General features: G+C 63.5%; 26 protein-coding genes. 8 read left to right on the forward strand and 18 right to left on the reverse strand.

Annotated features, from left to right (window positions below; all coding sequences use genetic code 11):
• The first annotated feature begins 37 nt into the window (after positions 1-37).
• A complete protein-coding gene (locus Q7P63_12990; GenBank protein MDP0501003.1) occupies positions 38-673 on the forward strand; it encodes a PEP-CTERM sorting domain-containing protein in 636 nt (211 codons plus the stop codon).
• Positions 674-768: 95 nt separating this feature from the next.
• Positions 769-1,404 carry a PEP-CTERM sorting domain-containing protein gene (locus Q7P63_12995; GenBank protein ID MDP0501004.1) on the forward strand — a complete coding sequence of 212 codons (636 nt, stop codon included), beginning with the start codon at positions 769-771 and terminating at the stop codon, positions 1,402-1,404.
• A gap of 63 nt (positions 1,405-1,467) precedes the next feature.
• Here Q7P63_12995 and Q7P63_13000 read toward each other — a convergent pair whose 3' ends face one another.
• From Q7P63_13000 to Q7P63_13060, 13 genes are all read right to left on the reverse strand, one after another.
• The gene (locus tag Q7P63_13000) at positions 1,468-2,052 is read right to left on the reverse strand and encodes a thioredoxin family protein (protein ID MDP0501005.1); all 585 of its coding nucleotides are present in this window, start codon (positions 2,050-2,052) and stop codon (positions 1,468-1,470) included.
• Between the two features lie 44 nt (positions 2,053-2,096).
• The gene (locus Q7P63_13005; GenBank protein MDP0501006.1) at positions 2,097-2,693 is read right to left on the reverse strand and encodes a DUF2059 domain-containing protein; all 597 of its coding nucleotides are present in this window, start codon (positions 2,691-2,693) and stop codon (positions 2,097-2,099) included.
• Positions 2,694-2,716: 23 nt separating this feature from the next.
• A complete protein-coding gene (locus Q7P63_13010; GenBank protein MDP0501007.1) occupies positions 2,717-3,406 on the reverse strand; it encodes a PEP-CTERM sorting domain-containing protein in 690 nt (229 codons plus the stop codon).
• An 88-nt stretch (positions 3,407-3,494) separates the two neighbouring features.
• On the reverse strand, positions 3,495-3,929 hold the full coding sequence (gene tsaE, locus Q7P63_13015) for a tRNA (adenosine(37)-N6)-threonylcarbamoyltransferase complex ATPase subunit type 1 TsaE (protein ID MDP0501008.1): 435 nt from the start codon (positions 3,927-3,929) through the stop codon (positions 3,495-3,497).
• Entirely contained in the window at positions 3,913-4,881 is a 969-nt protein-coding gene (locus Q7P63_13020) for a thiamine-phosphate kinase (GenBank protein ID MDP0501009.1), read from the reverse strand. Before Q7P63_13020 ends, tsaE begins: the two co-directional genes overlap by 17 nt.
• Positions 4,878-5,756, reverse strand: a complete 879-nt coding sequence (locus tag Q7P63_13025) for a CPBP family intramembrane metalloprotease (GenBank protein MDP0501010.1) — start codon at positions 5,754-5,756, stop codon at positions 4,878-4,880. The genes Q7P63_13020 and Q7P63_13025 overlap by 4 nt, the downstream gene beginning before the upstream one ends.
• Positions 5,756-7,057 (reverse strand): dihydroorotase, encoded by a 1,302-nt coding sequence (locus Q7P63_13030; GenBank protein ID MDP0501011.1) that lies wholly within the window; start codon positions 7,055-7,057, stop codon positions 5,756-5,758. The genes Q7P63_13025 and Q7P63_13030 overlap by 1 nt, the downstream gene beginning before the upstream one ends.
• Positions 7,058-7,060: 3 nt before the next feature.
• Positions 7,061-8,029: an aspartate carbamoyltransferase catalytic subunit gene (locus Q7P63_13035; GenBank protein MDP0501012.1), complete on the reverse strand. Its 969-nt coding sequence runs from the start codon at positions 8,027-8,029 to the stop codon at positions 7,061-7,063.
• Positions 8,026-8,562, reverse strand: coding sequence for a bifunctional pyr operon transcriptional regulator/uracil phosphoribosyltransferase PyrR (gene pyrR, locus Q7P63_13040; GenBank protein ID MDP0501013.1), 537 nt, complete (start codon positions 8,560-8,562; stop codon positions 8,026-8,028). Before pyrR ends, Q7P63_13035 begins: the two co-directional genes overlap by 4 nt.
• A gap of 95 nt (positions 8,563-8,657) precedes the next feature.
• Entirely contained in the window at positions 8,658-9,086 is a 429-nt protein-coding gene (locus tag Q7P63_13045; protein ID MDP0501014.1) for a PIN domain-containing protein, read from the reverse strand.
• The gene (locus tag Q7P63_13050) at positions 9,083-9,322 is read right to left on the reverse strand and encodes a hypothetical protein (GenBank protein ID MDP0501015.1); all 240 of its coding nucleotides are present in this window, start codon (positions 9,320-9,322) and stop codon (positions 9,083-9,085) included. Before Q7P63_13050 ends, Q7P63_13045 begins: the two co-directional genes overlap by 4 nt.
• A gap of 127 nt (positions 9,323-9,449) precedes the next feature.
• Positions 9,450-10,106 (reverse strand): PEP-CTERM sorting domain-containing protein, encoded by a 657-nt coding sequence (locus Q7P63_13055; GenBank protein ID MDP0501016.1) that lies wholly within the window; start codon positions 10,104-10,106, stop codon positions 9,450-9,452.
• Between the two features lie 477 nt (positions 10,107-10,583).
• Positions 10,584-12,968 (reverse strand): helicase C-terminal domain-containing protein, encoded by a 2,385-nt coding sequence (locus Q7P63_13060; GenBank protein MDP0501017.1) that lies wholly within the window; start codon positions 12,966-12,968, stop codon positions 10,584-10,586.
• A gap of 91 nt (positions 12,969-13,059) precedes the next feature.
• On the opposite strand from Q7P63_13060, the gene Q7P63_13065 reads away from it, so the two are divergent.
• A complete protein-coding gene (locus tag Q7P63_13065; GenBank protein ID MDP0501018.1) occupies positions 13,060-14,196 on the forward strand; it encodes a hypothetical protein in 1,137 nt (378 codons plus the stop codon).
• A 250-nt stretch (positions 14,197-14,446) separates the two neighbouring features.
• Here the strand turns inward: Q7P63_13065 and Q7P63_13070 are convergent, their stop codons facing one another.
• Positions 14,447-15,214, reverse strand: a complete 768-nt coding sequence (locus tag Q7P63_13070; protein MDP0501019.1) for a FliA/WhiG family RNA polymerase sigma factor — start codon at positions 15,212-15,214, stop codon at positions 14,447-14,449.
• Positions 15,215-15,641: 427 nt separating this feature from the next.
• Complete coding sequence (locus tag Q7P63_13075; GenBank protein MDP0501020.1) at positions 15,642-16,658, reverse strand: 2-dehydropantoate 2-reductase; 1,017 nt, start codon at positions 16,656-16,658, stop codon at positions 15,642-15,644.
• Between the two features lie 60 nt (positions 16,659-16,718).
• On the opposite strand from Q7P63_13075, the gene Q7P63_13080 reads away from it, so the two are divergent.
• From Q7P63_13080 to Q7P63_13095, 4 genes are all read left to right on the forward strand, one after another.
• The gene (locus Q7P63_13080; GenBank protein MDP0501021.1) at positions 16,719-17,582 is read left to right on the forward strand and encodes a DUF4328 domain-containing protein; all 864 of its coding nucleotides are present in this window, start codon (positions 16,719-16,721) and stop codon (positions 17,580-17,582) included.
• 142 nt (positions 17,583-17,724) lie between these two features.
• A complete protein-coding gene (locus Q7P63_13085; protein MDP0501022.1) occupies positions 17,725-18,282 on the forward strand; it encodes a DUF4328 domain-containing protein in 558 nt (185 codons plus the stop codon).
• A 16-nt stretch (positions 18,283-18,298) separates the two neighbouring features.
• Positions 18,299-19,225, forward strand: coding sequence for a DUF4328 domain-containing protein (locus tag Q7P63_13090; GenBank protein ID MDP0501023.1), 927 nt, complete (start codon positions 18,299-18,301; stop codon positions 19,223-19,225).
• Between the two features lie 19 nt (positions 19,226-19,244).
• On the forward strand, positions 19,245-20,141 hold the full coding sequence (locus tag Q7P63_13095; protein MDP0501024.1) for a DUF4328 domain-containing protein: 897 nt from the start codon (positions 19,245-19,247) through the stop codon (positions 20,139-20,141).
• A gap of 67 nt (positions 20,142-20,208) precedes the next feature.
• Here the strand turns inward: Q7P63_13095 and Q7P63_13100 are convergent, their stop codons facing one another.
• Together Q7P63_13100 and Q7P63_13105 are read right to left on the reverse strand one after the other, a co-directional pair.
• The gene (locus Q7P63_13100; GenBank protein MDP0501025.1) at positions 20,209-20,877 is read right to left on the reverse strand and encodes a zinc metallopeptidase; all 669 of its coding nucleotides are present in this window, start codon (positions 20,875-20,877) and stop codon (positions 20,209-20,211) included.
• A gap of 196 nt (positions 20,878-21,073) precedes the next feature.
• Positions 21,074-21,484: a DoxX family protein gene (locus Q7P63_13105; GenBank protein MDP0501026.1), complete on the reverse strand. Its 411-nt coding sequence runs from the start codon at positions 21,482-21,484 to the stop codon at positions 21,074-21,076.
• Between the two features lie 114 nt (positions 21,485-21,598).
• Between Q7P63_13105 and Q7P63_13110 the strand changes: the two genes are divergently transcribed.
• Positions 21,599-21,940 carry a multidrug efflux SMR transporter gene (locus tag Q7P63_13110; GenBank protein ID MDP0501027.1) on the forward strand — a complete coding sequence of 114 codons (342 nt, stop codon included), beginning with the start codon at positions 21,599-21,601 and terminating at the stop codon, positions 21,938-21,940.
• 14 nt (positions 21,941-21,954) lie between these two features.
• Here Q7P63_13110 and Q7P63_13115 read toward each other — a convergent pair whose 3' ends face one another.
• Positions 21,955-22,743 carry a hypothetical protein gene (locus tag Q7P63_13115; protein MDP0501028.1) on the reverse strand — a complete coding sequence of 263 codons (789 nt, stop codon included), beginning with the start codon at positions 22,741-22,743 and terminating at the stop codon, positions 21,955-21,957.
• Positions 22,744-22,758: the final 15 nt, after the last annotated feature.

The following is a 22,758-nucleotide window of genomic DNA, read 5'->3' on the forward strand; positions in this document are numbered from 1 at the left end:
TGATTGCAGGCTGAATGCCCAGCATAACGGCAGGCCTATGAAGCGCCTCATCCTGTCTACTCTGTCTCTGCTGGCGGCTGCCTCGGCCTTTGCCAGCCTGTCGATCACGTTCCAGTTCAACCCGACGGCGGTCGATACCGATACCTTCGGCCTCAACGGCTCGACTTTCACTTTTGTCGCCACCACCAGCCAGGAGACCTACCAACCGATGGACATCTTCGGCTTTCCTTCCCTCACTTGGGATGAGGTGTCTCTTTCCATCACTGGAAGCGCGTCGAACGACGGCAGTTACATCCTCTCTCCTACTGCGTCTGCCAATATTTACGCCATACCCAGCTACTCCAACACGGCCCTTTTGTTCTTGGACGACGTTCTCAACTACGCATTCTTCGACGCCGAGCTTCAGTTTAGAATCCACGGTTTCAGCGGGGAAGCCGCTAGCGTCACCTCCGCTATCTCGGCGGGGGACGCCGTAATGCCGGAGCATTTTGAAGGACTTGCGTTCGCCCCTGCGGTTTTTGATGTGCGTACCCTGGGTGATAACGATTACAGGGAATACAACCACGACGCCTACACGGTGAATATCGTCGCCGTGCCCGAGCCCTCCACTTACGCTGCGATCGCCGGCCTGGGTGTGCTCGGCCTCGTCGCCTATCGCCGCAAGCGCGCCTAACCATTCCTCATTTTTCAAGCGCTCATCAGGTGCATTAATCCTGGGCATAAAAAGCGTTGATTTTGGGGCCATTGCCCACGATAACGACAAGCCTCATGAAACGCCTCGTCTTGTCCTCCGTCTCCTTGCTCGCGACCGTCTCTGCCTTTGCCGGCTTCTCGATCGCTTTTTCATTCGAGCCGACCGCTTTCGACAGCGATACCTACGGCCTCAACGGCTCCACCTTCTCCTTCGTCGCCACCACCAGCCAGGAAGTCTACTCCGAATTTCAGAGCATCGGGCTGGCCCAGTTGACCTGGGACACCGTTACGCTCTCGATTTCCGGCAGCGTTTCCAGCGACGGGTCTTACTCCTTGGTCGACGCCGATGGCGGTACCTTGATTGCGCTGCCCAATGCCGACGGGGCCAACATCCTGTTCACGGAAGACAGCAGTTTCCCCATCTTCGACCTCGGCACGGCCTTCCGCCTCGACGACGTGGTCTTCGCGAGCAACTTCACCAATGATTCGAGCCTCGCGCCGGGTAGCGCCGTGAGCCCCGCCCACTTCGACGGGCTCATCATCAACGAAGGCTTTGGGCTGATCGAGCTGCAACCGGTCGGCGGCGGCACGGCCACCTATTACGAAACCGGCAGCTTTATCGTCACCGTCGTGCCCGAGCCCTCTACCTACGCCGCGATCGCCGGCCTGGGCGTGCTCGGCTTCGTGGCCCTGCGCCGCAAGCGCGCGTAGTCTCACCCGCTTTCTGCGCACAAAAAAGCCCGGCTCCTGCAGAGGACCGGGCTTGCGTGTTTTTTAGCCGAAGTATTTGGGCGCGTTCCCCGCTTTCCATTTGATATTGCAGCCGGTGGCGGGCTTTTGCTCGTCTTCGGGGATCGTCTGCCCCGCGAGTAAGGCGTCGAGCGCACGGCGCAGGTCGGCCCCGGTCACGGGCTTGTTGTTGCCAGGGCGGGAGTCGTCGTACTGGCCGCGGTAGACGAGCTTCTGATCCTGGTCGAAGAGGTAGATATCGGGCGTGCAGGCAGCGCGAAAGTCCTTGGCCACCTCCTGCTTCTCGTCGAAGAGGTAGGGGAAGGGGTAGCCGAACTCCTCGGCGTCGGCCTTCATGCGCGGCGGCGCGTCGTCGGGGTAAGAAATCGTGTCGTTGCTGTTGATCGCCACCGTGGCGATGCCCTGCTCCTGATACGCACGCGCCAGCTCCGCCAAGTGCTTTTTCAGCAGCTTTACGTAGGGGCAGTGGTTGCAGATAAACAGCACCAGCAGCCCCTTGGCCCCCTCGTAATCGGAGAGGGAGACCATCTGCTGGTCGACGACGTTGCGCAGGCTGAAGCGCGGGCAAGGCGTGCCCAGCGCTAACATGGTGGAAGGGGTGAGGGCCATGAGACCAGCATTGGGCCAAAGGCGCGAGGCGTCAAGGGAGCACCCTATTTGTCCTTCTTGGGCAAGAGCCCACGCAGGCCGCCCGTGACCCCTGCCTTTTCGAGCGTCTTTTGCGCCTCGTCGACCTGTTTGAGCTGGCTGGCCTGCACCTGCGCCTGGGCCGTCTGGAGGCGGGCCTGCAGCTCGGGCATCAGTTGCTCCATGTATTGCTTGCCGATCTCCATCGAGCGGCGAGTCAGCTCTGGCTGCCTTTCGAGCAGCTTCTGGCCGATGTCGCTCTGATAAAAGGCGATCAGCTGCTTCAGCTCGTCGCCGGTGTAGGCCTGGGCGTAAGCTTCCTGGATCTTCGGGGCGAAGTTTTCCCACGCCATGGCCTCTTCGAACCAGTTGGCAAACTCGTTGGCCACGGCCTGCGAATCGGCCTGAGAGCTGGTGGCACCAAGGGCCGACTGCAGGAGCCCGTTCTTGAGCACAGAGCTGTATTGCTCCATCACCTGCTTCATGGACTCATCCGCGTTGATGGTCTCAAGCAGCTGCTCGGCGAGTTGCAGCTCTTGCGGGGTGACACGGCTGGGCTCGGCGGCGGTGGCAGGGCGCACACAGGCCAAGGCCATCAGCAGGCATAGGGTAAAACGTTTCATGAGAGATGGGATTGTCTGGCGGGTTAGCGATCGCGTCGACGACGCAAGCCCACCCATACCATCGCCCCCAGCCCCAAGGCAAGCGAGACTGTCGCCGGCTCCGGCACATGTCGGAAAGACCCCTCCAGGTAAAACGCACCCCCCGATCCGCTCTCGGGCGGTTGGAAGACCAGCTCACCCATGCGCGTGCCCCCGCTCTCTGCCCAGGCGTAAACACGCACGCTGAGCGTCACCGGCTCCTCATGGATGCCGAAGCCCGGCAGCCCCGTGTGCTTCAGGTCGAAGCTGAGCGCCTGTGTGCCGGCGGGCAGGGGGAATGGGTCGATCACCAGGCTTTCCTCCGCAAAACCATCGCGACTGAAGGCGAGGGCCGCATGATCGGCACTGCCCGACGTGCGCCGGTAGCTGAGCCCCAGCTCATCGAGCTGGAGCTGATAGCCGGCGCCGATTGTGATCGAAAACTCGAAGTAGTCGCCCATCTCCTCCGCCTGCGCCAAAGTCTGGCTCGTATTGAAGCCCATCGACCCAAAGCCCGGATCGTAGCCCCGCTGCAGGCCCCAACCGCGCGTGAAGTCACTGGCCGAAGCGAGCGGCCCCGCTTGCTCCACCGGCGCCATCGCCGTGCGATCTACCGGGGTATAGCGTACGACCGGCACGGCCTGTACGACCACCGCCGCGCACCAAAGAAGGCAACTGCAACTAAAGGACTTCACGGATTGGACGTAGGGCATCGTGCCCTGACGTCCTCCAGGGTGCAAGGATGATTTAGAAATCTCAACTTGCGTTGTGCCTACACGCCCTTCACCCCACCAGCCGCACCTGGTGCTTGCCGGGTTCGAGGATGGAGAAATCCAGCCAAAAGGTCTCGGGGGGGAACCAGTCGCGGATGTTGTCGGGCCATTCGACGACGGCGACGAAGGGCGGGTGCAGGAACTCCTCCAGCGTAAGGTCTTCGGCGTCGCGGGTGCCGGAGAGGCGATAGGCGTCCATGTGCAACAGGTGCCGCGTGCCCCGGTAGAGCGTATAGATGTTGAAGGTGGGGCTGGTGATGTGCTTGTCGATCCCCAGCGCCCGGGCGAGGCCGCGCACAAAGGTCGTCTTGCCCACGCCCAGATCGCCGCGCAGGGCGAGGTAGGCCTCTTCGGGCAGCTCCGCCAACAGGCGCGCACCGAGGGCCTCGGTCTGCTCCGGGCTGGTGGTGACGATGCCGTCTTTCAGCTCAGCGAAAATGCTCATAGCCAGCAGCCTCCAACAGGGGTAGCTCGTCCATCGGGTCGAGCAGCAGGGGCGCATCGGGCGCGGGCGCGGCCTCGATCCGGCCGATGCACGTCACCATGGTGCCGGTAAAGGGCCAGCGTTCGCGTAGGGCTGCGGCGTCGCCGCGCCAGGTAAAGAGCAGCTCGTAGTCTTCGCCGTCGGCCAGCGCGTGTTGCCAGGGCTGCTTGCCGCTCGCCTTGGCCTGCTCGGTCACGTCGAGCCGCAGGGGTAGGTCGCGGCGGTTGACGAGCGCCTGCTGGCCCTTCGACATGAGCGCCGGGAGGTCTTTGGCGATGCCGTCGGTCAAGTCGATCATGCTGACGGTCTCGGCCTGCTCGGCCAGCCATTGGCCTTCGGGCAGGCGCGGGGTAAAGCGGGCGTGCCAGGAGACGATCGAGCCGCCTAGTTCTCCGGTGACGAAGATCCAGTCGCCGACTTGTGCCCCCGTGCGCAATAGCGGGCGTTTGGCGTGCCCCAGCAGCGTCAGGTTGGCGCTCCAGCCGCTCTCGACCTGGGCGAGGTCGCCGCCGACGATGCGGGTATTCCAGTCGAGCGCGCATTGGCCGAGGCCGCGAGTAAAGCGCTCCAGCCAGTCTTGTCGGAGATTACCGGGGAAGAAGCCTGCCAACACTGCCACGGTCGGCACACCGCCCATGGCGGCAATGTCGCTCAGGTTACGCTTGAGCAGCTTTTCGGCGGCCAGCTCCGGCGGCAGCGCGGTGGTGAAGTGGCGCCCAAAGACGAGCGAATCGGTCGTCAGCAAGTTGCCGGGGCTCTCGGGGAGCACTGCCGTATCGTCGCCCATCCCGTGAGGGGCGTCGGGGGTCGCCTGGCCCAGCCACTCCTTGATGTGCCCCAGCAGGGCGACTTCGCCCCAGGCGGCAATCGTCTCGGCTGGGTGATCGGAAAAGAGCGGGTAGGGGGTGCTCATATCGAGCCGGGCGGCACCAGAAAGATCATGATGACGGAGTTGAGGTTGAACGCGGCGTGGAAAGCCATGTTGGCGCGCACGTCTCCCGTGTATTCGTAGATCAGCGCGAGGCAGGCGCCGACGAGGAACAGCCCAGGCATACTCTGCCAGTGGAAGTGCACGGCGGCAAACAAAAGGCTCGATACGATGACCGACGCGCTGACCGGCAGCTTGTTTTTGCACAGGCGGTAGACGCCCGCGCGGAAGACGAGTTCCTCCGAGACGGGGGCCATCACGACCACGGCAAACAGCATCAGGGCCAGCAGGCCGGGCGACTCCATGTTTTGCAGCAGCGAGACGGCGGGCTGCGCCTCGATGTCGAACCCGAGCCCCAGCTCGTTGAGCACTTGCAGAAGGAAGCCCCACACGATGTTGATGCCGAAGAGGATGGGGAACACGCCCAGCAGCGCGAGGCCGCCGATCATGAGGTTGCGCGGCAGCGGTTGCGGCTGTGGGTTGATCCGGTCGCGGTTGCCGTCTTGCCCGAAGTAGCGGTAGAGCCCGATCACGATGAGGGTCAGGAACACCTCCATCGTGACGGTGCCCAGGATCTCCATGATGTTGGGCGTATCGGGCCAGAGGGCGGTAATCGAGGGCTCCAGCGAGCCGACGAACGACAACGCGCCGATGTAGCCGCCGATGATCGCACAGCCAAAGATGCCAGCCTCCACCGGGTTCGCGCGCCAGGCTGGCAGGCGGGGCTTGAGCAGATCCGGGTCGGCCTTGAGCTGCATGGTGCCCCAGAAGGTGACCATGAGGCCGATGGTGAGCACCAGCCCGAGGTAGGCGATCAGGGGGATCAGATCTTCGAGGGCAAACCCGGCGAGCTCGTCCATCAGGCGTCGGCTTCGAGGATACGCTCACCGTCCCAGATCGGGCGACCGGCGCAGATGGTGTGCTTCACGCGCCCGCGCAGCGTCAGGCCGTTCCAGGGGCAGTTGATCGACTTGCTCTGGAACTTCATCGGGTCGACGGTCCAGCGTTCGTTGGGGTCGAAGATGCAGATGTCGGCCACTGCCCCGGTGCTGAGGGTGCCGGCGGGCAGGCCGAGGAGCTTGGCGGGCTGCTCGGTCAGACGCTGGAGGAGGGTCGGCAGGTCGAGGCGGTTGCTGTGCAGCCACACTTCGAGGCAGGTTGCGAGGGCCGTCTCCATGCCGATGACGCCAAACGGAGCCTTGTCGAACTCGCAGTCTTTCTCGTAATCGGTGTGCGGAGCGTGGTCGGTCGCAATAATCTCGAGTGCCCCGTCGATCACGCCCTCGATCACGGCTTCGCGGTCTTCGGCCGTGCGCAGGGGCGGGTTCATCTTGAAATTGGTGTTGTAGTCCTTGCACGCCTCATCGGTGAAGTAGGCGTGGTGGGGCATGGCTTCGCCGCTCACGCGCACGCCCCGCTTCTTGGCCTCGCGGATCAGCTCGACGCCGCCCTTGGTGCTCACGTGCTGCATGTGGATGTGCGCGCCGGTGGTTTCGGAGAGCACGATGTTGCGGGCGATGATGATGTCTTCCGCCGCCGCCGGCCAACCGGTCAGGCCCAGCCGCATCGACCATTCGCCCTCGTTCATCGAGGCACCCTTCGTCAAGGTGGCGTCCTGGCAATGGTCCATCACCACGAGGCCGAGCATGTGGGAATATTCCACCGCGCGGCGCATCAGCTCGTTGTTCTGCACGCACTTGCCGTCGTCCGTCACCGCGACCACCTTGGCCTGTTTGAGGCTGCCGATGGGGGCGAGGGCTTCGCCGTTCATGCCGACAGTAAGGGTGCCGGTGGGGTAGAGGTGGACGATGCTGTTGACCTTGGCCGAGTTGCGGATGCGCTCGATCGTGCCGCTGTTGTCCGCCACCGGGCTGGTGTTGGGCATGCACACGATGGTCGTAAAGCCGCCGGCGGCAGCCGCGCGGGAGCCGGAGCGGATGTCTTCCTTGTGCGTCTGGCCGGGCTCGCGCAAGTGCACGTGCACGTCGACGAGGCCGGGGCAGACGACGAGGCCGGCGGCGTTGATCACCTGGGCCTGTTGCTGCTGGTCGGGCGTCAGGTGGTCGACGATCTTGCCGTCGACGGCGTAGATGTCGCCCACGGCGTCGCGGTTGTTGGCGGGGTCGATCACGCGACCGTTCTGGATCCAAAGAATGCTCATGACTTACTGTTGGGGTGCGGCCTGGGCGTTGCGCAGCTCGTTGGCCTTTGTCAGGCACAGGAAGAGCGTGGCCATGCGGGTCACGATGCCGTTGGTGACCTGTTCGAGGATGACGGATTGCGGGCTGTCGGCCAGGGCGGAGTCGATCTCCACGCCGCGGTTGACGGGGCCCGGGTGCATGATGATCGCGTTGGGCTTGAGCCACGACGCGCGCTCTTCGTTGAGGCTGTAGAGCGCCTTGTATTCGCCCACGCTCGGGAAGTGTGTGCTGGCCTGCCGCTCGTGCTGGATGCGCAGGAGCATGACGACGTCGGCGTCGGCGAGGGCGGCGCGCAGGTTGTAATTGATCTCGCAACCCATGCTGCGAAAGCCCTCGGGCACAAGCGTAGCCGGGCCGCAGAGCGTGACGTGCGCGCCCAGCTTCTTCAGCGCCCAGATGTTGGACCGCGCGACGCGGGAAAAGAGGATATCGCCCAGGATGACGACCTTGCGGCCTTCGAGGCTGCCGAGGCGCTCCTTCATCGTGAAGGTGTCGAGCAGGGCCTGCGTCGGGTGCTCGTGCGCGCCGTCGCCCGCGTTGATCACGGGGATGTCGAGCAGCTTGCCGAGGTAATCGGCCGAGCCGGCGGAGCGGTGGCGGATCACGATGAGGTCGGCATTGAGCGCCTGGATCACCTCCGCCGTGTCGCGCAGGCTCTCGCCCTTCACGAGGCTGCTGGCCGCTTCCTCGATCGTCGTCACGTCGGCGCTGAGGCGCTTGGCGGCGATCTCGAAGGCCACGCGGGTGCGCGTGCTGGGCTCGATGAAGAGGTTGATCACCGTCTTGCCACGCAGCGTCGGCAGCTTCTTCTGGCTGCGGTCGAGCGACTTCTTGAATTGCGCGGCGTAGTGGTGCACGGTTTCGATCTCCTCACGGGTGAGCCGCTCGATGCTCGTGAGGTCTTTGTACCGCCAGGTCGTGGGGGTGCTCATGCGAAAGATTTGCTGCTGGCTTCCAGCTCGATGGTGTGGGCCGAGGCATCGTCTGCGCTCAGGCAGACTTTCACCTTCTGGCCGGGTTCAAGTTCCAAATAGAGGCCGACGAAGTCGGGCTGCAGGGGCAGCTTTTTCTGGCCGATGTCGACCAGCGTCGCCATGCGGACTTCTTCGGGGCGCCCGTAGTCGAACAGCTCGTTGAGCGCCGCGCGCACCGTGCGCCCGGTCGCGAACACGTCGTCGACCAGTACGATGGTGGCACCGTCGATCTCGAAATCGAGGTCGGTCAGGGCAAAATTGGTCGGTAGCAGCTTCAGCGTGACGTCGTCGCGGTGAAAGCTGGAATTGACCACGCCCACGGGAATGTTGCCGCCCATCCGCTCGGCCAACAGTCGCGCAAGTGGGATGCCACCATTGGCAATCCCGACCAGTGCGACGTGCGCCTTGGGCTGGAGGAAGGATTTCAACTCGCTCGACAATTTGTCCAAAGCGGCGTCGAGGGTCTCGCTGTCAACCTGGGGAAAGTGCATCGCCGAGTGGTAAACCATGACCAGCGGACACCCGGGCGCAACGGGAAAGTAGACGAAAAATCCGGTCCGTGGGGATCCCCGCCCGGCACCGCCGTTCAGGCCAGCGGATTCCAGACCCGTTGAAAGCCGAAGCCCTGGAAATCCTTGAGGTTCATCGTCGCGAATTCACGAATCCCATGGTGTCTCAAAGTGAGGGCGATGCGTGCATCGACAATGGTTCGATAGCCCCGCTCAGTGTCGGTCGCCCAATTCCACAAAGCTTGTGCTACGGCGGGTGCGTAGTCGATGCAGGTCCAGGCAGGATTGCTTTTGAGACGTAGGCAATACTCTGCCGCTCGGCAGGCGGGGTACGGTTTTGGAAAAATGACTGGGTTTCGCAGCGCCATGTAAAGCTCAACCAGGACGAGTTCACAGAGCGCCAAAGGCGATTCAACCTGCCCCTGCATGAACTCCAGCGCTTTCGCATGAAGGGCGGAAGCAGGATTGGCTGCGTGGATCAAGATATTGGTATCAACCGAGATCACTGCCGCTCTTCGATGGCTGTCGTTTCGTTACGCACCCGTTCCATCCCGGGCACCATTTCGCGCGGTTCAAGTGTGGGAAAGATCCAACGTGTTGGCTCTTCGGGCGGAAGGGGCGTCGTGGCCGCATAGGCTTCCATCCCTTGACGGACGACCTCCTGCAACGACCACTCACGCCGGGCAGCAATGTCGCGCAGCTTCTGGTAAAGATCGTCTGGAAGTTCCACCAAGGTTCGCATCTCAAGCACTATCCTGAAGCAGTTTGCGGGCGGCGTCAATGCACGGAGAGAACAGGCGCGCACGAAAAAATCCACCCCGGTTGCCCAGGGTGGATGCAGGTTGTTTGAGTCGCTGAGGTCGAAGCGCTTAGGCGCGGCGCCGGCGGGCGGCGAATACGGCTGCCCCGAGGGCGAGCACGCCCAGAGCCGTGGCGGTGCTGCTCGGCTCGGGCACGGCCACGTAAGTGAGCTCGAAGTTACCGAAGGTCCATGCGCCCCCGTTGACGTAGTAGAGCGGGTCGGCCTGGAGGCGGATCCCGAGGCTGGTTGCGCCCTTGCTCAGGGCGTAGTTGAGGGCCTCCGTGGCGTCGAACATCAGGATCTGCCCGACCGCTAGGGTGGAGGTGGCGAAGTCCGCGATCTGCACGAAGCTGGGGATCCAGAAATCGGTCAGGTCTTCGGTGTTATTGGCCAGATACATCTCCACCGCGATCCCCCCGTCGAACGGGAAGTCGTTGGCGAAGAAGATCCCGCCGTCGTTGATCACTTCGAACTGGACCATGACGGAGGCGGCGTCGGTGGTCAGGCCCGAGAGGTTGAACTCGGAGAGGCCGCGGGCCTGCGATTCGTCGCCGTCGAAGTAGAGTTCGCCCACCTCCGCCAGATTAGGCAGGGCGGTGGATGAAGACGAGTGAAACGTCGTGGCATCGGCCACGGTAAACGTCAGCCCTTCGATGCTGACAAAGGCGCTGCATTGAGAAGCGAGTACGAGCAGGGCCGATCCCTTTGCAATAAGTGATTTCATAGACGATTGAGCTAAGGTGAGCGAGCTATTGCTAAGCGTTTAACGAGGCCTCTTTTTTAAGACACCCGCTCATCGTGCACGAGAATTACTTTGTATTGATAATCTTCAGTGTGAGCAAAACAACTACCTCTTTCTCCGTCGTAATTACCTCAAGGGGATTTTCAGGATCGTGAGTGAATCCGTGATTTCAGTTAGCATGAGGTGAGCAATCTGAAGCGCAAGCTTCCACAAAATAGGGTGTTGGCGGCGTGTTTTACGATTGCTATGGTTAGGGTTCGGATAGTCAGGTGGCTTAGCGGTGGTGTGCGCTCGTCTATGGCCGGGTAGCAGGAAGATCGTTACATGTGCGAGTGCCGAGGGGTATTGTTGTTTTTAACCACAAGATTCACAAAAGACACAAAACTGAAATTCGATCAGGTGCAGCTGGGATACGCTTGATCGGGTTTTCGTGCTTTTGTGGCTAAGGAATCACATTCTTCACTCCAAGCCCTGCAGCCACTCCCGCCAGTCCTGCGGGCGGCGGATGACGGCACCGCCCCGGTAGGCTGGGGCAAGCAGGTTCTGGTAAGCCGGGGCGGCGAAGCGCTGGCATTGCAGCAGGACGGCGGCGTGTTGGCCGGGGCCGCGCACGAGGCGACCGAGGGCCTGGTTGACCTTCAGCAGCGCGGGCAGGAGGTAGACTTCGCGGAAGGCTTCGGCGCGGTCGAGCCCTGTTTCGGCGGCTTCGAGGCGCGCCTGTTGCACGGGGTTGACCTCCGGTAGCGCGGGGCCGACGACCACCGCCCGCTCTACGCGCCCGCCCAGCAGGTCGATACCCTCGCTCAGGCCGCTGCCCAGCACGAGCAGCAATAGGTGGGCGTTGAGCAGCGCCAGCTCCAGGAAGTTCGTCAGCTCGCCGAGCGGCTGCCCACGCGGCGGGATCACCACCGTCAGGTGCGGCTCGCGGGCCTGCACCTCGCGCTTGATCGCCTCGGCGTAGGCGTAGCTGGGGAAAAACGCGACCACCGGCAGCAGCGGGCCGCCCGTCGTCATCTCGATCAGCGTCTCGGCGGTCAGGCCATAGCCGCGCGCCCGGCTTTTGTAGCGGGTATCGACGCGCGTATCGACGGCGATGGTGTAGGCCCCTTCGCGCCAAGGGGCTTCGGCTTCGATCCAGTAGCCGGAGTCGGCGGGCAGCCCGAGCCCTCGGCAGGTGAGGTCGCGCGGCTCGAGGGTGGCCGACATGAGCACGGCCTGCTGATACTGGCGCAGCGTTTGCGCGATCTCCGGCGCGGCGTTGAGGCAATCGAGCCGCAAATGGCCCTTCTCCGGTGCCCATTCGAGGATAGTCAGCGTGGGGCGTTCGAGGGTTTGGTAGGTGCCCTCGATCTCGCCCAGCAGCTCCAGCGCAAACGGTGTCAACACCTCCGCCAGCAGCCAGGTTTGCGAGAGCCGCTCGCTGCACTTGGCCATCAGTTGGCGGAGCTCGGCCAGGCTTTCCGGCGGCAGGCGCTCGACTGCATCCAGCCCGCGCAGCCAGTCCTCCAGCTCGTGCAGGCACTGGACGATCGGCCGCGAGGCTCCCTGCAGTTGCAGCTCTGCGGCAAGGATCGAAATGTCTTCGGCGCGCAGGCGGCGACTCCAGCCGGAGGCGACACGACTGGCGAGGTTGTGCGCCTCGTCGATCAGCAGCAGTGTCTGGCGCGGGTCGAAGCCCGGTTGCTCGGTGAAGATGCGGGAGTGCCGGGGCGAGAACACGTAATTGTAATCGCCCAGCCACACTTCGCAAAAGGGCAGCAGCGCGCGAGACAGCTCGTAGGGCGGGATCTCCCACTGGTTGCCCAGCCGCTGCACCTCTTCGAGCGTCAGCGTGCCGGCGTGCAGCAGGGCGTCGATGGCGGTGCCGCGCTCCCGCCAACGGGAGGCCCACAAGTCGGGATCGCGACGGCCCTGCCAGCGGCCTTCCGGGTCGTGCTCGGCCTGATTGCGCAGTTGGTAAAAGCGGAATCCCTCCGTGCCCGCCGGGCGCATACGGGCGAGCTGGGCGGTCGTCTGCCACTGGCCCGTGCTCTTGCCGGTCAGGTAGATCACGCGGTCGCACCGGCCCGAGGCGAGGGCCTCCAGCGCGAAGTCGAGCGCGAGGCCCGTCTTGCCAAAGCCGGTGGGGGCCTGGAAAAACAGGAGGCGGTCGCGCATCGCCGCTTCGGCCAGGCCCGCACGGGCTTCGGGTTGGCCGGGGCGCCAGTCGGGGAAGGGCGGCTGCAGGGCGATCTCGCGCAGCTCGACCCGGCGTTGCCAGCGCGCTTCCAGGAACTCCGCGAGCTGCCGCACCTGCCGGTGAAAGCGGTCGTGGTCTTCCGGCAACAGACGCACGGTCTGGGACAGGCCCTCGTCGATGTCGACAAACACCAGCTCGCCCCGCCGCTCAAACGCAGCCGGGCTCACCACCGCCTGCAGCTCCAGATAGGCCGCGAGTTGGGTGAAGTAGCCGGGGTAGACCTCGCGCAGCGCGGTCGGGTCTTCGGGCAAGGGGCGGCGCACGGTCTTGATCTCGCGCAGCGTCTCGCCCGCCTCGTCGCGCACCACGAGGTCGATTCGGCCCTGCAGGTCGAACGTCCAGCCGCTTTCGCTCCAGAGGCCGTTGATCGTCACCTCCGGGCGCACCTCGGCCTTGGCGGCGGCCTGGGTTTGCACGGCACGCTCCTGCAAGGTCTGGTGCCACTGACGGCCGATCTCGGCGCGGCCACGCCCGGCGTAGCCCTCGCCGCCGCTGCCCGGGCCGAGGGCAAAGTTGGCCAGTTCGCGCACACTCAGCCGCACGCGCCGCGCTTCCCAATCTACCTGCATGGGGGCATTGTCGGCGCGGGCGGGGTGCTTTGGCAAGGAGCAGCCCATCGGCTTTTTGCTTTTCGAGCGCGAAAACGCCCTTATGCTGTAGGGAATGCTGTCTGTTCGCTGGTCTCTTGTTTGGTGCATGCTGTGGCTGGGGCTGTCCTTTTGGTGGGCGAACCCGGCCTGGGCGGTCGTCCGCATCGGGATGACGCCCGAGCAGGTGATGGCCGAGTTGGGCAAGCCCAATGGCGAGCGTAGCTCCGGCCACGAAACGCTGTGGGTCTACGGCTCGGGCGGTCGCCTGACTTTCGAACATGGCGTGTTGGTGCGTGTGACCGGCATCGAATATTCCGGCGAGAGCGAGGCGAGCAGCGAGCGTTGGCTGACCCCCGAGACGGCGCCGGAGCTCCAGACAGGCGTGCGCTTCAGCGATGGGCGCGCGGCCCCGCAGAATACCCGCACCGGAGCCTTTTTTGAGCGCGAGGGGGCCGAATCGACCCCGGAGGCGACGGCGCAACCGCCTTTTGAGGCCGCGGCGCCCGTTCCTTCGGCGGTGCCGGGCTTTGAGATCCCGCCCGCGCTGCTCCAGCCGGTGCCCGGGGTCGAAAACAATCAGACGCGCCTGATTCGGGCGATGGGCCAATACCGCCCGAGCCCCGCAGGGGAGGAGGCCGCCTTGCAGGCCCCGGCAGACGATCCTTTGGCCCTGATGCCGACCGAAGCCGAATTGGCCGCGCGCGACGAAGACGCCTTCAGTGAAGCGGAGGCCTACGACGAAATGATGAACGACTTGGCCGAACTGGGCGGCTACGATCCCGACGCGGTCAAGGCACTCACGGGCGGGCCGCAGGTGATCATGCCCGGCATGGGTGAGGAAGAGGCGGAGCTGGAGGCTTACGGGTGGCTCGTCTACGCGGTCAAATTTGCCTACTGTGCCTTCATCTCTTTTGCCCTGATCTGGATCCTGATCAAGGTCTTCAACGAAGAGATGTTCCTGACCTCGATGCTGCTCTTTGCCGCGCTCGATGCCACCATCCTGGTCGGGGTGGAGGCGGCGATGAAGGCTTGGGGTTTCCCCGGCGCGATGACGGTCGACTACCTGCTGGCGGTGATCGTGATGGCGCTGCTGCTACCCTTCCTCTCGTGTGTCAAGGACCACATCCAGTCGCTCAAGATCATGTTTATCCACAAGGTCTTGCAATACGGCCTCACGCTGGCGTTCCAGTTGATCGCGTTTTTCTGGGTGCTCAGCCTCTTTGCCGGTTCGTGCGCCACCTAGGGCGGGGTGGAGGGTTAGCCTCGCCATGGATGGAACACGGGGTTCGTGGACCTTAGAGGAAGACTGATGGGGGTTTCATCCGCGCAAATCTGCGTTCATCTGCGGCTGAAAAACAGGACTGCGGGCACTCTCTCGCGCTTCTTTAAAACCAGAGAGGTGATCCGGCTATCCGGATCACCTCTATCACACCCTTCATGGACTAGATCACACTTTGCCCCTTTTGCGGGGGGCAATAAATTCGCTCAGTGTCTTAGGCAACGGCCGGCTGCAGTTGACGGCGCAGCGAGGAGAGGGCCTGGTTGCGGATTTGGCAGATGCGGGCTTCGCTCACCTGGAAGCGGGAGGCGATGTCGGACAGCTTGCAGTCTTCGTAGTAGGAGAGGCGGAGCACTTCGCGTTGGCGCTCCGGCAGCGCGGCGAGGGCTTCCAGCACTTCGGAGGTCAACTCGCTTTGCTCCATATCGGCAAAGCCGGGCTGCTGCTCTTCGTCGGCAATGGCTTCGTGGAGGTTGCAGGAGTCGCCGTCGTGGCTGGGGGCCGGGCAATCGAGGGAAAGGATGGAGACTTCACGGGTCTGGCGCTTGAGGCGGCGGAAGCCGCGCACGTCGAGGCCCAGCTTTTCGCGGACTTCGCACTCGGTGGGCTCGCGGCCCAGCTCTTGTTCCAGGGCGTCGGTCACGCGGCGCAGCTCGCGGCACTTGCTGCGGGAGGTGCGGGGCAGGTGGTCGAGGCGGCGCAGTTCGTCGAGCATCGCACCGCGGATTCGCGTATTGGCGTAGGCTTCGAACGAGGTGCCGAGAGTGGAGTCGAAACGTTGGAAAGCCTTCAGGAGGCCGATCACACCCACGCTGTGGAGGTCGTCCAGTTCAACTTGGGGGGGCAGTTGACGGGCCAGGGCGTTCACCGCGCGGCGCACCAGCGGCAGGCAAGACTCGAAGCGCTCGGGGCTGACGCCGGCGAGGTTGATCTTGACGTTGACGGCGGGGGAGGCGGTTTCGGTATCGGCAAAGTGGACCATGGGTGGAGGAGGGCTGGAGATGATCGGGTGAGCTAGTTAGCGTTGTTGCTTGTGCCATCCCTTAAAGCAGCAATGGAACCACTTGAACTTTGTTTGTTTGTAAGTCGCTCAAAATTAACCGATTAAAAATGCCATTTTTCTTTTTTCGTTTTTGGCATTAATCAAATTAGGCAAATATTGCCTAGAAAAACGCTGTATTCCCGCCTGCAAGGCCAGTAATAGACCCTATAAAGGAGTTTTACGACGGGTCGGGAGAATTGGCGGCACCCAATGACGAAAATGACTAGGCAAATGATGCCTAGCTATCCCGAGCTAACCTTCCTTATCGTGCAAAAACGGGGATCTTGAAGAGTGCCCCAACGGATTTCTACGATTTTGCAGGATTTTATCCAGACCGATCAGTTCGGCAAAAAATGCCTAGGTCTGGCTATTTGCCCTGTGAATCCGCCAGTTTTCGCAGCAAAGCGTAGAGCTGGAAGAGATGCGGCATTTTTTGCCCAGTAGCTTGACCCTGCCGCAGCGGCTCGCCCCAGATGGCTTCGACCTCGATGGCGCGTCCCGCCTGGTAGTCGAGCAGGGTCGACGGCTTGTAGTCCTGCAGGCGTCGGGTGAACTCCACCCGCTTGGGCCCATACTCGGGCTCGATCTGGTAGCCCAGCGCGCCGGCGGCGGCCCGCAATTCCTCGATCAGGGCCAATACGACTTCGGTCAGCGCCGGGTCGGCCAATATCTGGTCGGTCGGCACGCCGCCGGCGACGATGGTGAGGCCGTTGAAGGGCACGTTCCACATCAGCTTGCGCCACAGGGCCTCGCCCAGACTGTCGGCATAGCTCACGCGGATGCCAGCGGCGGCAAAGCGTTCACCCACCACTCGCGCCAGCCCCTCGGGGGCCTCCGGCGGTGCGCCAAACTGGACGGTGCCGCCGCCCGGAGCGTAGCACTCGATCTTGCCCGGTGAGACGCGGTTGACCCCGATGTGGCAGAGCGCGCCCAGCACGCGCTTGTGTCCGCAGATCTGTTGCAGCAGCTCGACGTTGCCGAGGCCGTTTTGCAGCGTCACGAGGATCGTGCCGGGGTGGAGCAGGGGAGGCAGCAGCTCGTGCAGTTGAGCATTGGCGGTGCTCTTGAGGGCCACCACCACCACGTCGACCGGGCCGATCTCTTCCGGCGTGCGCGCGGGGTGGAGCTGGGCGGGGCTCAAGTCGTAGCGCACGCCGTCGGGCACCATGTCGACGACCATGCCTTCGGCGCGCACGGCCTCATAGTCGCTACGCAAAAGCAGGTGCATGTTTTCGCCCCCGGCGGTGAGCCGGCCTGCAATGTAACCGCCCAGGGCGCCGACGCCCACAAAGGCCCATTTCGCATCCTTACCGAGCATACCGCCCACGATGAAGCCGCGAACGCCCAGCGCAAGGCGTAAGGCCGGGGTAAATCGCATTGCCATTTGGCCAACGGTGGCTATCGCTAGAATGCTCCTGCCGATTTCTGCTGTTCGTCGCCGCTTGTGATCTACCTCGCTTACCACCAAAGCCGCCACGGCCCCTTGGCCCTGGACGAAGTCCGCCGCCGCTACGATACGGGGGAGCTGCCGCCCGATACCCTGTATTGGCAAGAGGGCATGGAAGCCTGGAGCCCTGTGCACGAGCTGTTGGGCGCGCCGCCCCCGCTGGCTCCGGTGCCGGTCGCGGCCCCGCCTCCGCCTTATCTGGAGATCCAGAAACTGTCGCGCTGGGTGCCGGTGGCTACTTATTTCACCATGGGTGCCCTGCCGCTGTGCCTCCTGTTGGGGCTGATCGGCAGTATGGCGCTGTCGGTGAAGGCGGGAGGGCCGCCCTCGGAGGCGATCGGCTTTCTCGCGGTGGCCTCGCTGGTGGGGGGAGGTATGCTGGTGGGGCTCGGGGCGTTGGCGACTCAAGTCCTCTACCTCACCTGGCTCTACCGGGCGCAGTCCAACCTGCGGGCGCTGGGCGCGCAGGGGCTCGAGTTTTCCCCGCTGCTCACGCTCGTCTGCAACTTCGTGCCGATGGTCAGCATGGTGGTGCCCTTCCTTGCACTGCGCGAGCTGTCCAAGGCCAGCCAAGACCCTCTCGACTGGCGCCAGCGCCAGCCCAGCCGGGCGGTGATCGTGTGGTGGGTGTGCGCCTTCCTGCCGATCGTAGTGATGTTTTTCAATTACCTGTTGGTCGGCATCACGGCCTTTTCGCTGCAGGGGATGCAGGACGGGACGTTGCCCCCGGCGGTGCTGGGCCTCGTCTTCGTGCTTTTCCTGCCGCTGCCGGTCATCATGCTCGTGCCGCTGTTCTGCATGAACTACCTCGTCAAAATCATCACCCGCCAACAGGAAGCCTTGCGCGTCCGCCATGGCTGAGGCCTGCCAGACCACCCCCGCTACAAGCGGCGTCGCGGAAATACCTTCCGCGCCGCAGGCCGCCGGGTTGGCCCAGGACGCAAACGTGGGCGCATGGGGGCCCTACCGCAGTCTTACCGGTTTGGCGAAAGCGATTCCCGTCATGATCTGGTCTACGGCAATCGGTATGGCGGTGCTGATGGGAGTCGGCTGGGGAACGGCCGCTTACTCCAACCTGCTGCTGGCGCGCTCGCTCGCCATCATTGGCTGGTTGACGTTCCTGATCTCTGCCGCGACGGGCGTGCTCTATCTGGTATGGCTTTACCGGGCCGTTGCCAACCTGCGCTATCTGGGGGCAGATAGCAGCGATTTCCTGCCGGGGGCGACGATCTTCTGCCACTTCTTCCCGTTGCTCAACCTCATCGTCCCCTTTCAGGTGCTGCTGGATCTTTCCAAGGCCAGCCAGTCCCCCAAGCACTGGCGAGAGCAGAAGAAAAGCCGCGTAGTGATCGTATGGTGGATCGCCACTGCTGCATTTTTCTTCAATGGGCTTTTCATCGTGAGTGTCGCCATGGTGGGCTTGCCTGCGCACTCCGCTATGTTAGTGACGATCAGCGCCTGGGCCACGCTGGCCAGCTTCGTTATCCCGCCACTGTGTCTGATGCATGTGGTGAAGAAGGTGACGCAACAGCAGGAGACCTTGCACGCGGTCTATTCATGATTTTCCGTAGCTACACATGATCTATATTGCGCCCAATGGAGCCCAGGAAGGGCCGTTCGCCGAGGCAGAAGTGCGTCGCAGGCTGGAGGCTGGCGAAGTGTCGCCGCAGACGCTGTACTGGCAGCAAGGCATGGCCGACTGGCAGCCGCTGAGTACGCTGTTTCCCGGGGTGGGGGCCGCCACGGCCGGAGCCGTGCCGCCGCCGCCTCCTCCTCCGCCGCCCGCGACCGGCACCCCCGTATCCCGCCCCGCGCCGGCGGCCAGGCCCACATCTGCTGCACCCCGCGAGCACTACCGCAGCCTGCGTGGCCCCGCCAACGCGATCCCGGCCCTGATCTGGTCGACGGTGGTCTGCTTCGTATTGCTGATCGTCGGATTTTTTGCGCTGGTGGCCGCCTCCAGCCCGAGCGACCTGCTGGCGGGCTCGCTGGTTATTGTCTTTATGCTGGTCTCCGTCGTCGTGATGGGGGCGGGGATCGTTTACCTCGTGTGGCTCTACCGCGCGATGGCCAACCTGCGCTACTTTGGGGCGGAGGGCCTGAACTATTCCCCGGTGCTGACGATTGTCTGCTATTTCCTGCCGATCGTTTCGATGATCGTGCCTTTTCTGGCGCTGCGCGAGCTGTCCAAGGCCAGCCAATCGCCCCACAACTGGCAGGCGCAGACGCCGACGCGCGCGATTGTCGTGTGGTGGATCGCCAGCATCGCCCCCATCCTCTGCTACTTCGGGTTGCTCATGGTGGGCATGGCGGTGGGCTTGGTCCAGATGCAGGAGGAGCCGACCAACGTCGCCGGGACGCTCGATGATGGGATTTTGATCGCGCTCGGGCTGGGCTATTTCGTGTCGGTCGCCATCGGCTTTATCCTCCCGCCGCTGTGCCTGATGCACGTCGTCAAAACGGTCACGCGTCAGCAGCACACCCTGCGCGCGGCCTATTCCTGAGATTTTCACGACTCCCACTATGATCTACCTGTCGCGCGAACGGGGCCAGGAGGGCCCATACCCCGAAGAAGAAGTCCGCCGCCTGCACGAGGCGGGTGAACTGCCGCCCCGTACCCTCTACTGGAAGCAGGGCATGCCCGACTGGCGCCCTCTCTCCGAGCTGCTGGGCGAGACGGCGACCGATGAGGCGCTGGCCCGCCTGCAGCCTCCTCCCATGCCGCCCACCGCACCGGCGACGCAGGCTGCGCCCACCGCTTGGGCTCCCGTCTCCGCCGCGCCAGCCCGGCGGGAGTGGTCGGCCCTCGACGGGTTGAGTAATGGCATCGTGATCTCATATGGCATCACCGCCGTGCTCACGCTGATCGATGTGGCAATCGGGATGATGAACCGCCCGGCACCCCACGCGACCACTGCCTATGCGAGCCCGCTGCCTCTCATCGCTGGTTTGGCCTCGATGGCCGGCTGGGTGCTGCTTTTGATCTGGACCTACAAAGCGGTCAAGAACGCCCGCCGGATGGATGGAGACAGCACCAGCATTTCCCCCCTGTGGGCGGTGCTGGCGTGGATCATCCCGTTTGTAAACTTGGTGATGCCTTTCTTCGCCTTGCGCGTCCTGTCGCGGATCGCCAAAGACCCGCGCCCAGGATACTGGGAGGACGAGAATGCGCACCCGTTGATCTATGTCTGGTGGACCCTCGTCTGGCTGCAATTTGCGTGGGCCATGGTCTATACGGTGCGCATCTACACGCGGGTGGTGGAATCTGGTGCCGCCCTGCACGTGGTGGAGCGGATCAATGTAGAGTTTTACGGCTCCATGCTCGTCTCGCAGACCTTTGCGGGCGTGATTGCCTTGGTGATCGCCCTCACCATCCGCGCCGTCACCCGCGAGCTGGAGAAGCACCGCCCGCAGGAGTAGGAGCACAAAAAAGGCACCCTGTTTGCGAGGGTGCCTGCGGCTGGTGCTCTACGGTCGGCGGGGCCGGTTATTCGCGGCGGCTGAGCAGGAAGAGGTAGAGCAAGTTGGCCAGCGAGCTGACGAAAGCGGCTACGTACGTCCAAGCGGCAGAGCCCAGCATGTCGCGCACGCCGTTCATCTCTTCGTCGTAGAGCACGCCCCCGTTGACCAGTTCGGCCTTGGCACGGTTGGAGGCGTCGAACTCGACCGGCAGCGTCACGAGTTGGAAGATCGTGAGCACAAGGTAGACGATCACGCCAAGGTTGATCAGCCCCGTCATGCCAAAGAAGAAACCGCCGATCATGACGAAGGGCAGCAACTGCGAGGCGAAGGTGGTGATCGGCACGAGGCTCATGCGCAGCTTCAGCATGCTGTAGCCCACGGCGTGCTGGATGGCGTGGCCGGCTTCGTGCGCGGCGATGCCCACGGCGGCGAGGCTGCGGCCATGGTAGTTTTCCTCGCTCAGGGCGAGGCGCTTGTTCGACGGGTCGTAGTGGTCCGTGAGGTGGCCCTGGATGGAGACGATCTGCACGTCGTGGATACCGGCGCGCTCCAGCACGATGCGAGCGGCGTCGCGGCCGGAGATCCCCCGGTGGTTGCCCACGCGGGACCACTTGCTGTAAGACCCTTGGACCCGGGACTGGGCCCACATGCCCAGAATGATGGTCGGGACAATCAGGAGGAGGAAGAGCGTCATATTACGTTGCGATGGTTGAAGGTGATACTTCGGGGATACTGCAGGTTTGGTGCCGCGCGCGCGGAAATCGGAGCCTGCGCTGGAAACGGTTGCCTGACAGCCCTCACCGAAGCGGTTGAGAATAAAACGTCAAGGCAGACCGGCCGTTGCACGAAAAAGGTGTCGTGTAATCGTGACACAAGGGTGAGACAAAAGGTTACGCCCGAGCAGGGGCAGGGAATTGCACCGGGGCCTGGGCACGGCGCAGCCACAGCAGCAAAGCGCTCATCGCAGCGACCGCACAGGCAAGGCTGAAGAGCAGCCCGCCGTCTCCCTGCACCACGATGCCGAGGCCGCCAAACAAGTGGCCGCCCAGTGCGCCCAGCATGATGGCAAGGGCCAGGGCTGCTCCCCACCATGCCAGCTTGCCCGAGAGCAGCAGCCCGGCGGCGATCAGCTCGGCCGTGCCGGTGGCAAAGCGCCCCCACGGCTCCAGCCCCAGCGTACTGAAGATGTAGACCGACTCCTCCGCACCGCTGAATTTGAAAAACAGCGTCTGCAGCAAGATCGCGGCGGCGGCGATTTGCAGCAACCAGGCGAGGAGAGTCTGGGCCTTCGGCGATGGCATGGGCATCGGTAAGACGCCGCAGCCCGCAGGTTTATTTCTCGCTGCCCGTCGATCCTACTTTTTTGACACTTCTTCCTACTTGCCATTGCCTGTAATTTGGATGCATTGGCAGGGATGAGTGTGCAACAGGCATGGTTGATGGTCTGGATCGCAGGCGCGATCGAGATCTCGTGGCCCTTCCTCCTGCGGGCCTCGGAGAACTTTACCCGGCTCGGCTGGAGTGCGGCTACCGTCGCGGCGCTCGTCACCAGCTTCTGGTTTCTCAACCGGGGGCTGCAAGTGCTGCCCGTCGGCACTGCTTATGCCGCGTGGACGGGCGTCGGCACGGTGGGTGCGGCCCTGTGCGGCATCATCTTTTTGAAAGAGCCGGCCACGGCAGCGCGGCTCTTCTTCCTGGCCCTGATCGTCGGCGGGCTGGTGGGCCTCAAGCTCACCACCCCGGCCAGCGGGCATTAGGGCAGTGGAGCGGCTTAATTCCCTACCTCGCCCCACGGACCGGGCGGGAGGTCGCCGTCGGGAGTGCTGCCAGTCAGGTCGGGCTGCGTCCACTGGACCGATTTGTCGCCGATCCAGAGGCTGACCGTGTCCCCGGCTTGTAAGCCCCAAGCCTCAACGAGCGTCGTCAGGTCAATCGTGACGCTACCTTGCGAGTAGACATCGAAGACGGCCTTCGCACCGTCGACCACCTTCAGGTTGCTCTGGCGTGGTGCGCCGATCATCTCGGCATTTTCGAGAATCGAGAAGGGCGGGCTGGCAAAGACGAAGAAGTCCTTTCGCGTCTCGGCACCGCTGAAGTTCATGTCGAGCGTCAACGTGTCGCCGTCGATCGTCATGCTGTTGACGGTGACGCCTGGGGTGTCGGGCACGTTTTCGAGGCTCGCGATCGGAATCGTCTTGTGCTGAAGGCCGTTCTTGACGTGATCCCACTTCCAGTAGCGACCCTCGGTGCTGAAGCCGCTGAACACATCCGTATAAACCCAGGGGCCGGAAGACTCGGCGTAGTGGTACCAGTCGGCAAAGGCGTCATAGGCGACCGGCGTCACATACAGCCAATAGGCGGACGGGTCGGCGCTGGTTTCGCTGGCCCAGATCCAGCCCAGCTCCTGCTGGTAGATCCAAGGGTATTCGGCGTTCCAGACCCAGCCGAGCTTACCGTATTTGAGCCAGCCGTCGTGGGTGGGCGTGTCGTTGAGTTGTTTGGCGTGAGCCGAGGCGGCAACCGCGAGGCCACCGAGAAGGAGAAGGTTGCGTAGGCGCATGAATGGTGAGAATGC

The organism is Verrucomicrobiota bacterium JB022 (genome assembly GCA_030673845.1).
In the GTDB taxonomy this organism is placed as follows: Bacteria; Verrucomicrobiota; Verrucomicrobiia; order Opitutales; family Oceanipulchritudinaceae; genus WOUP01.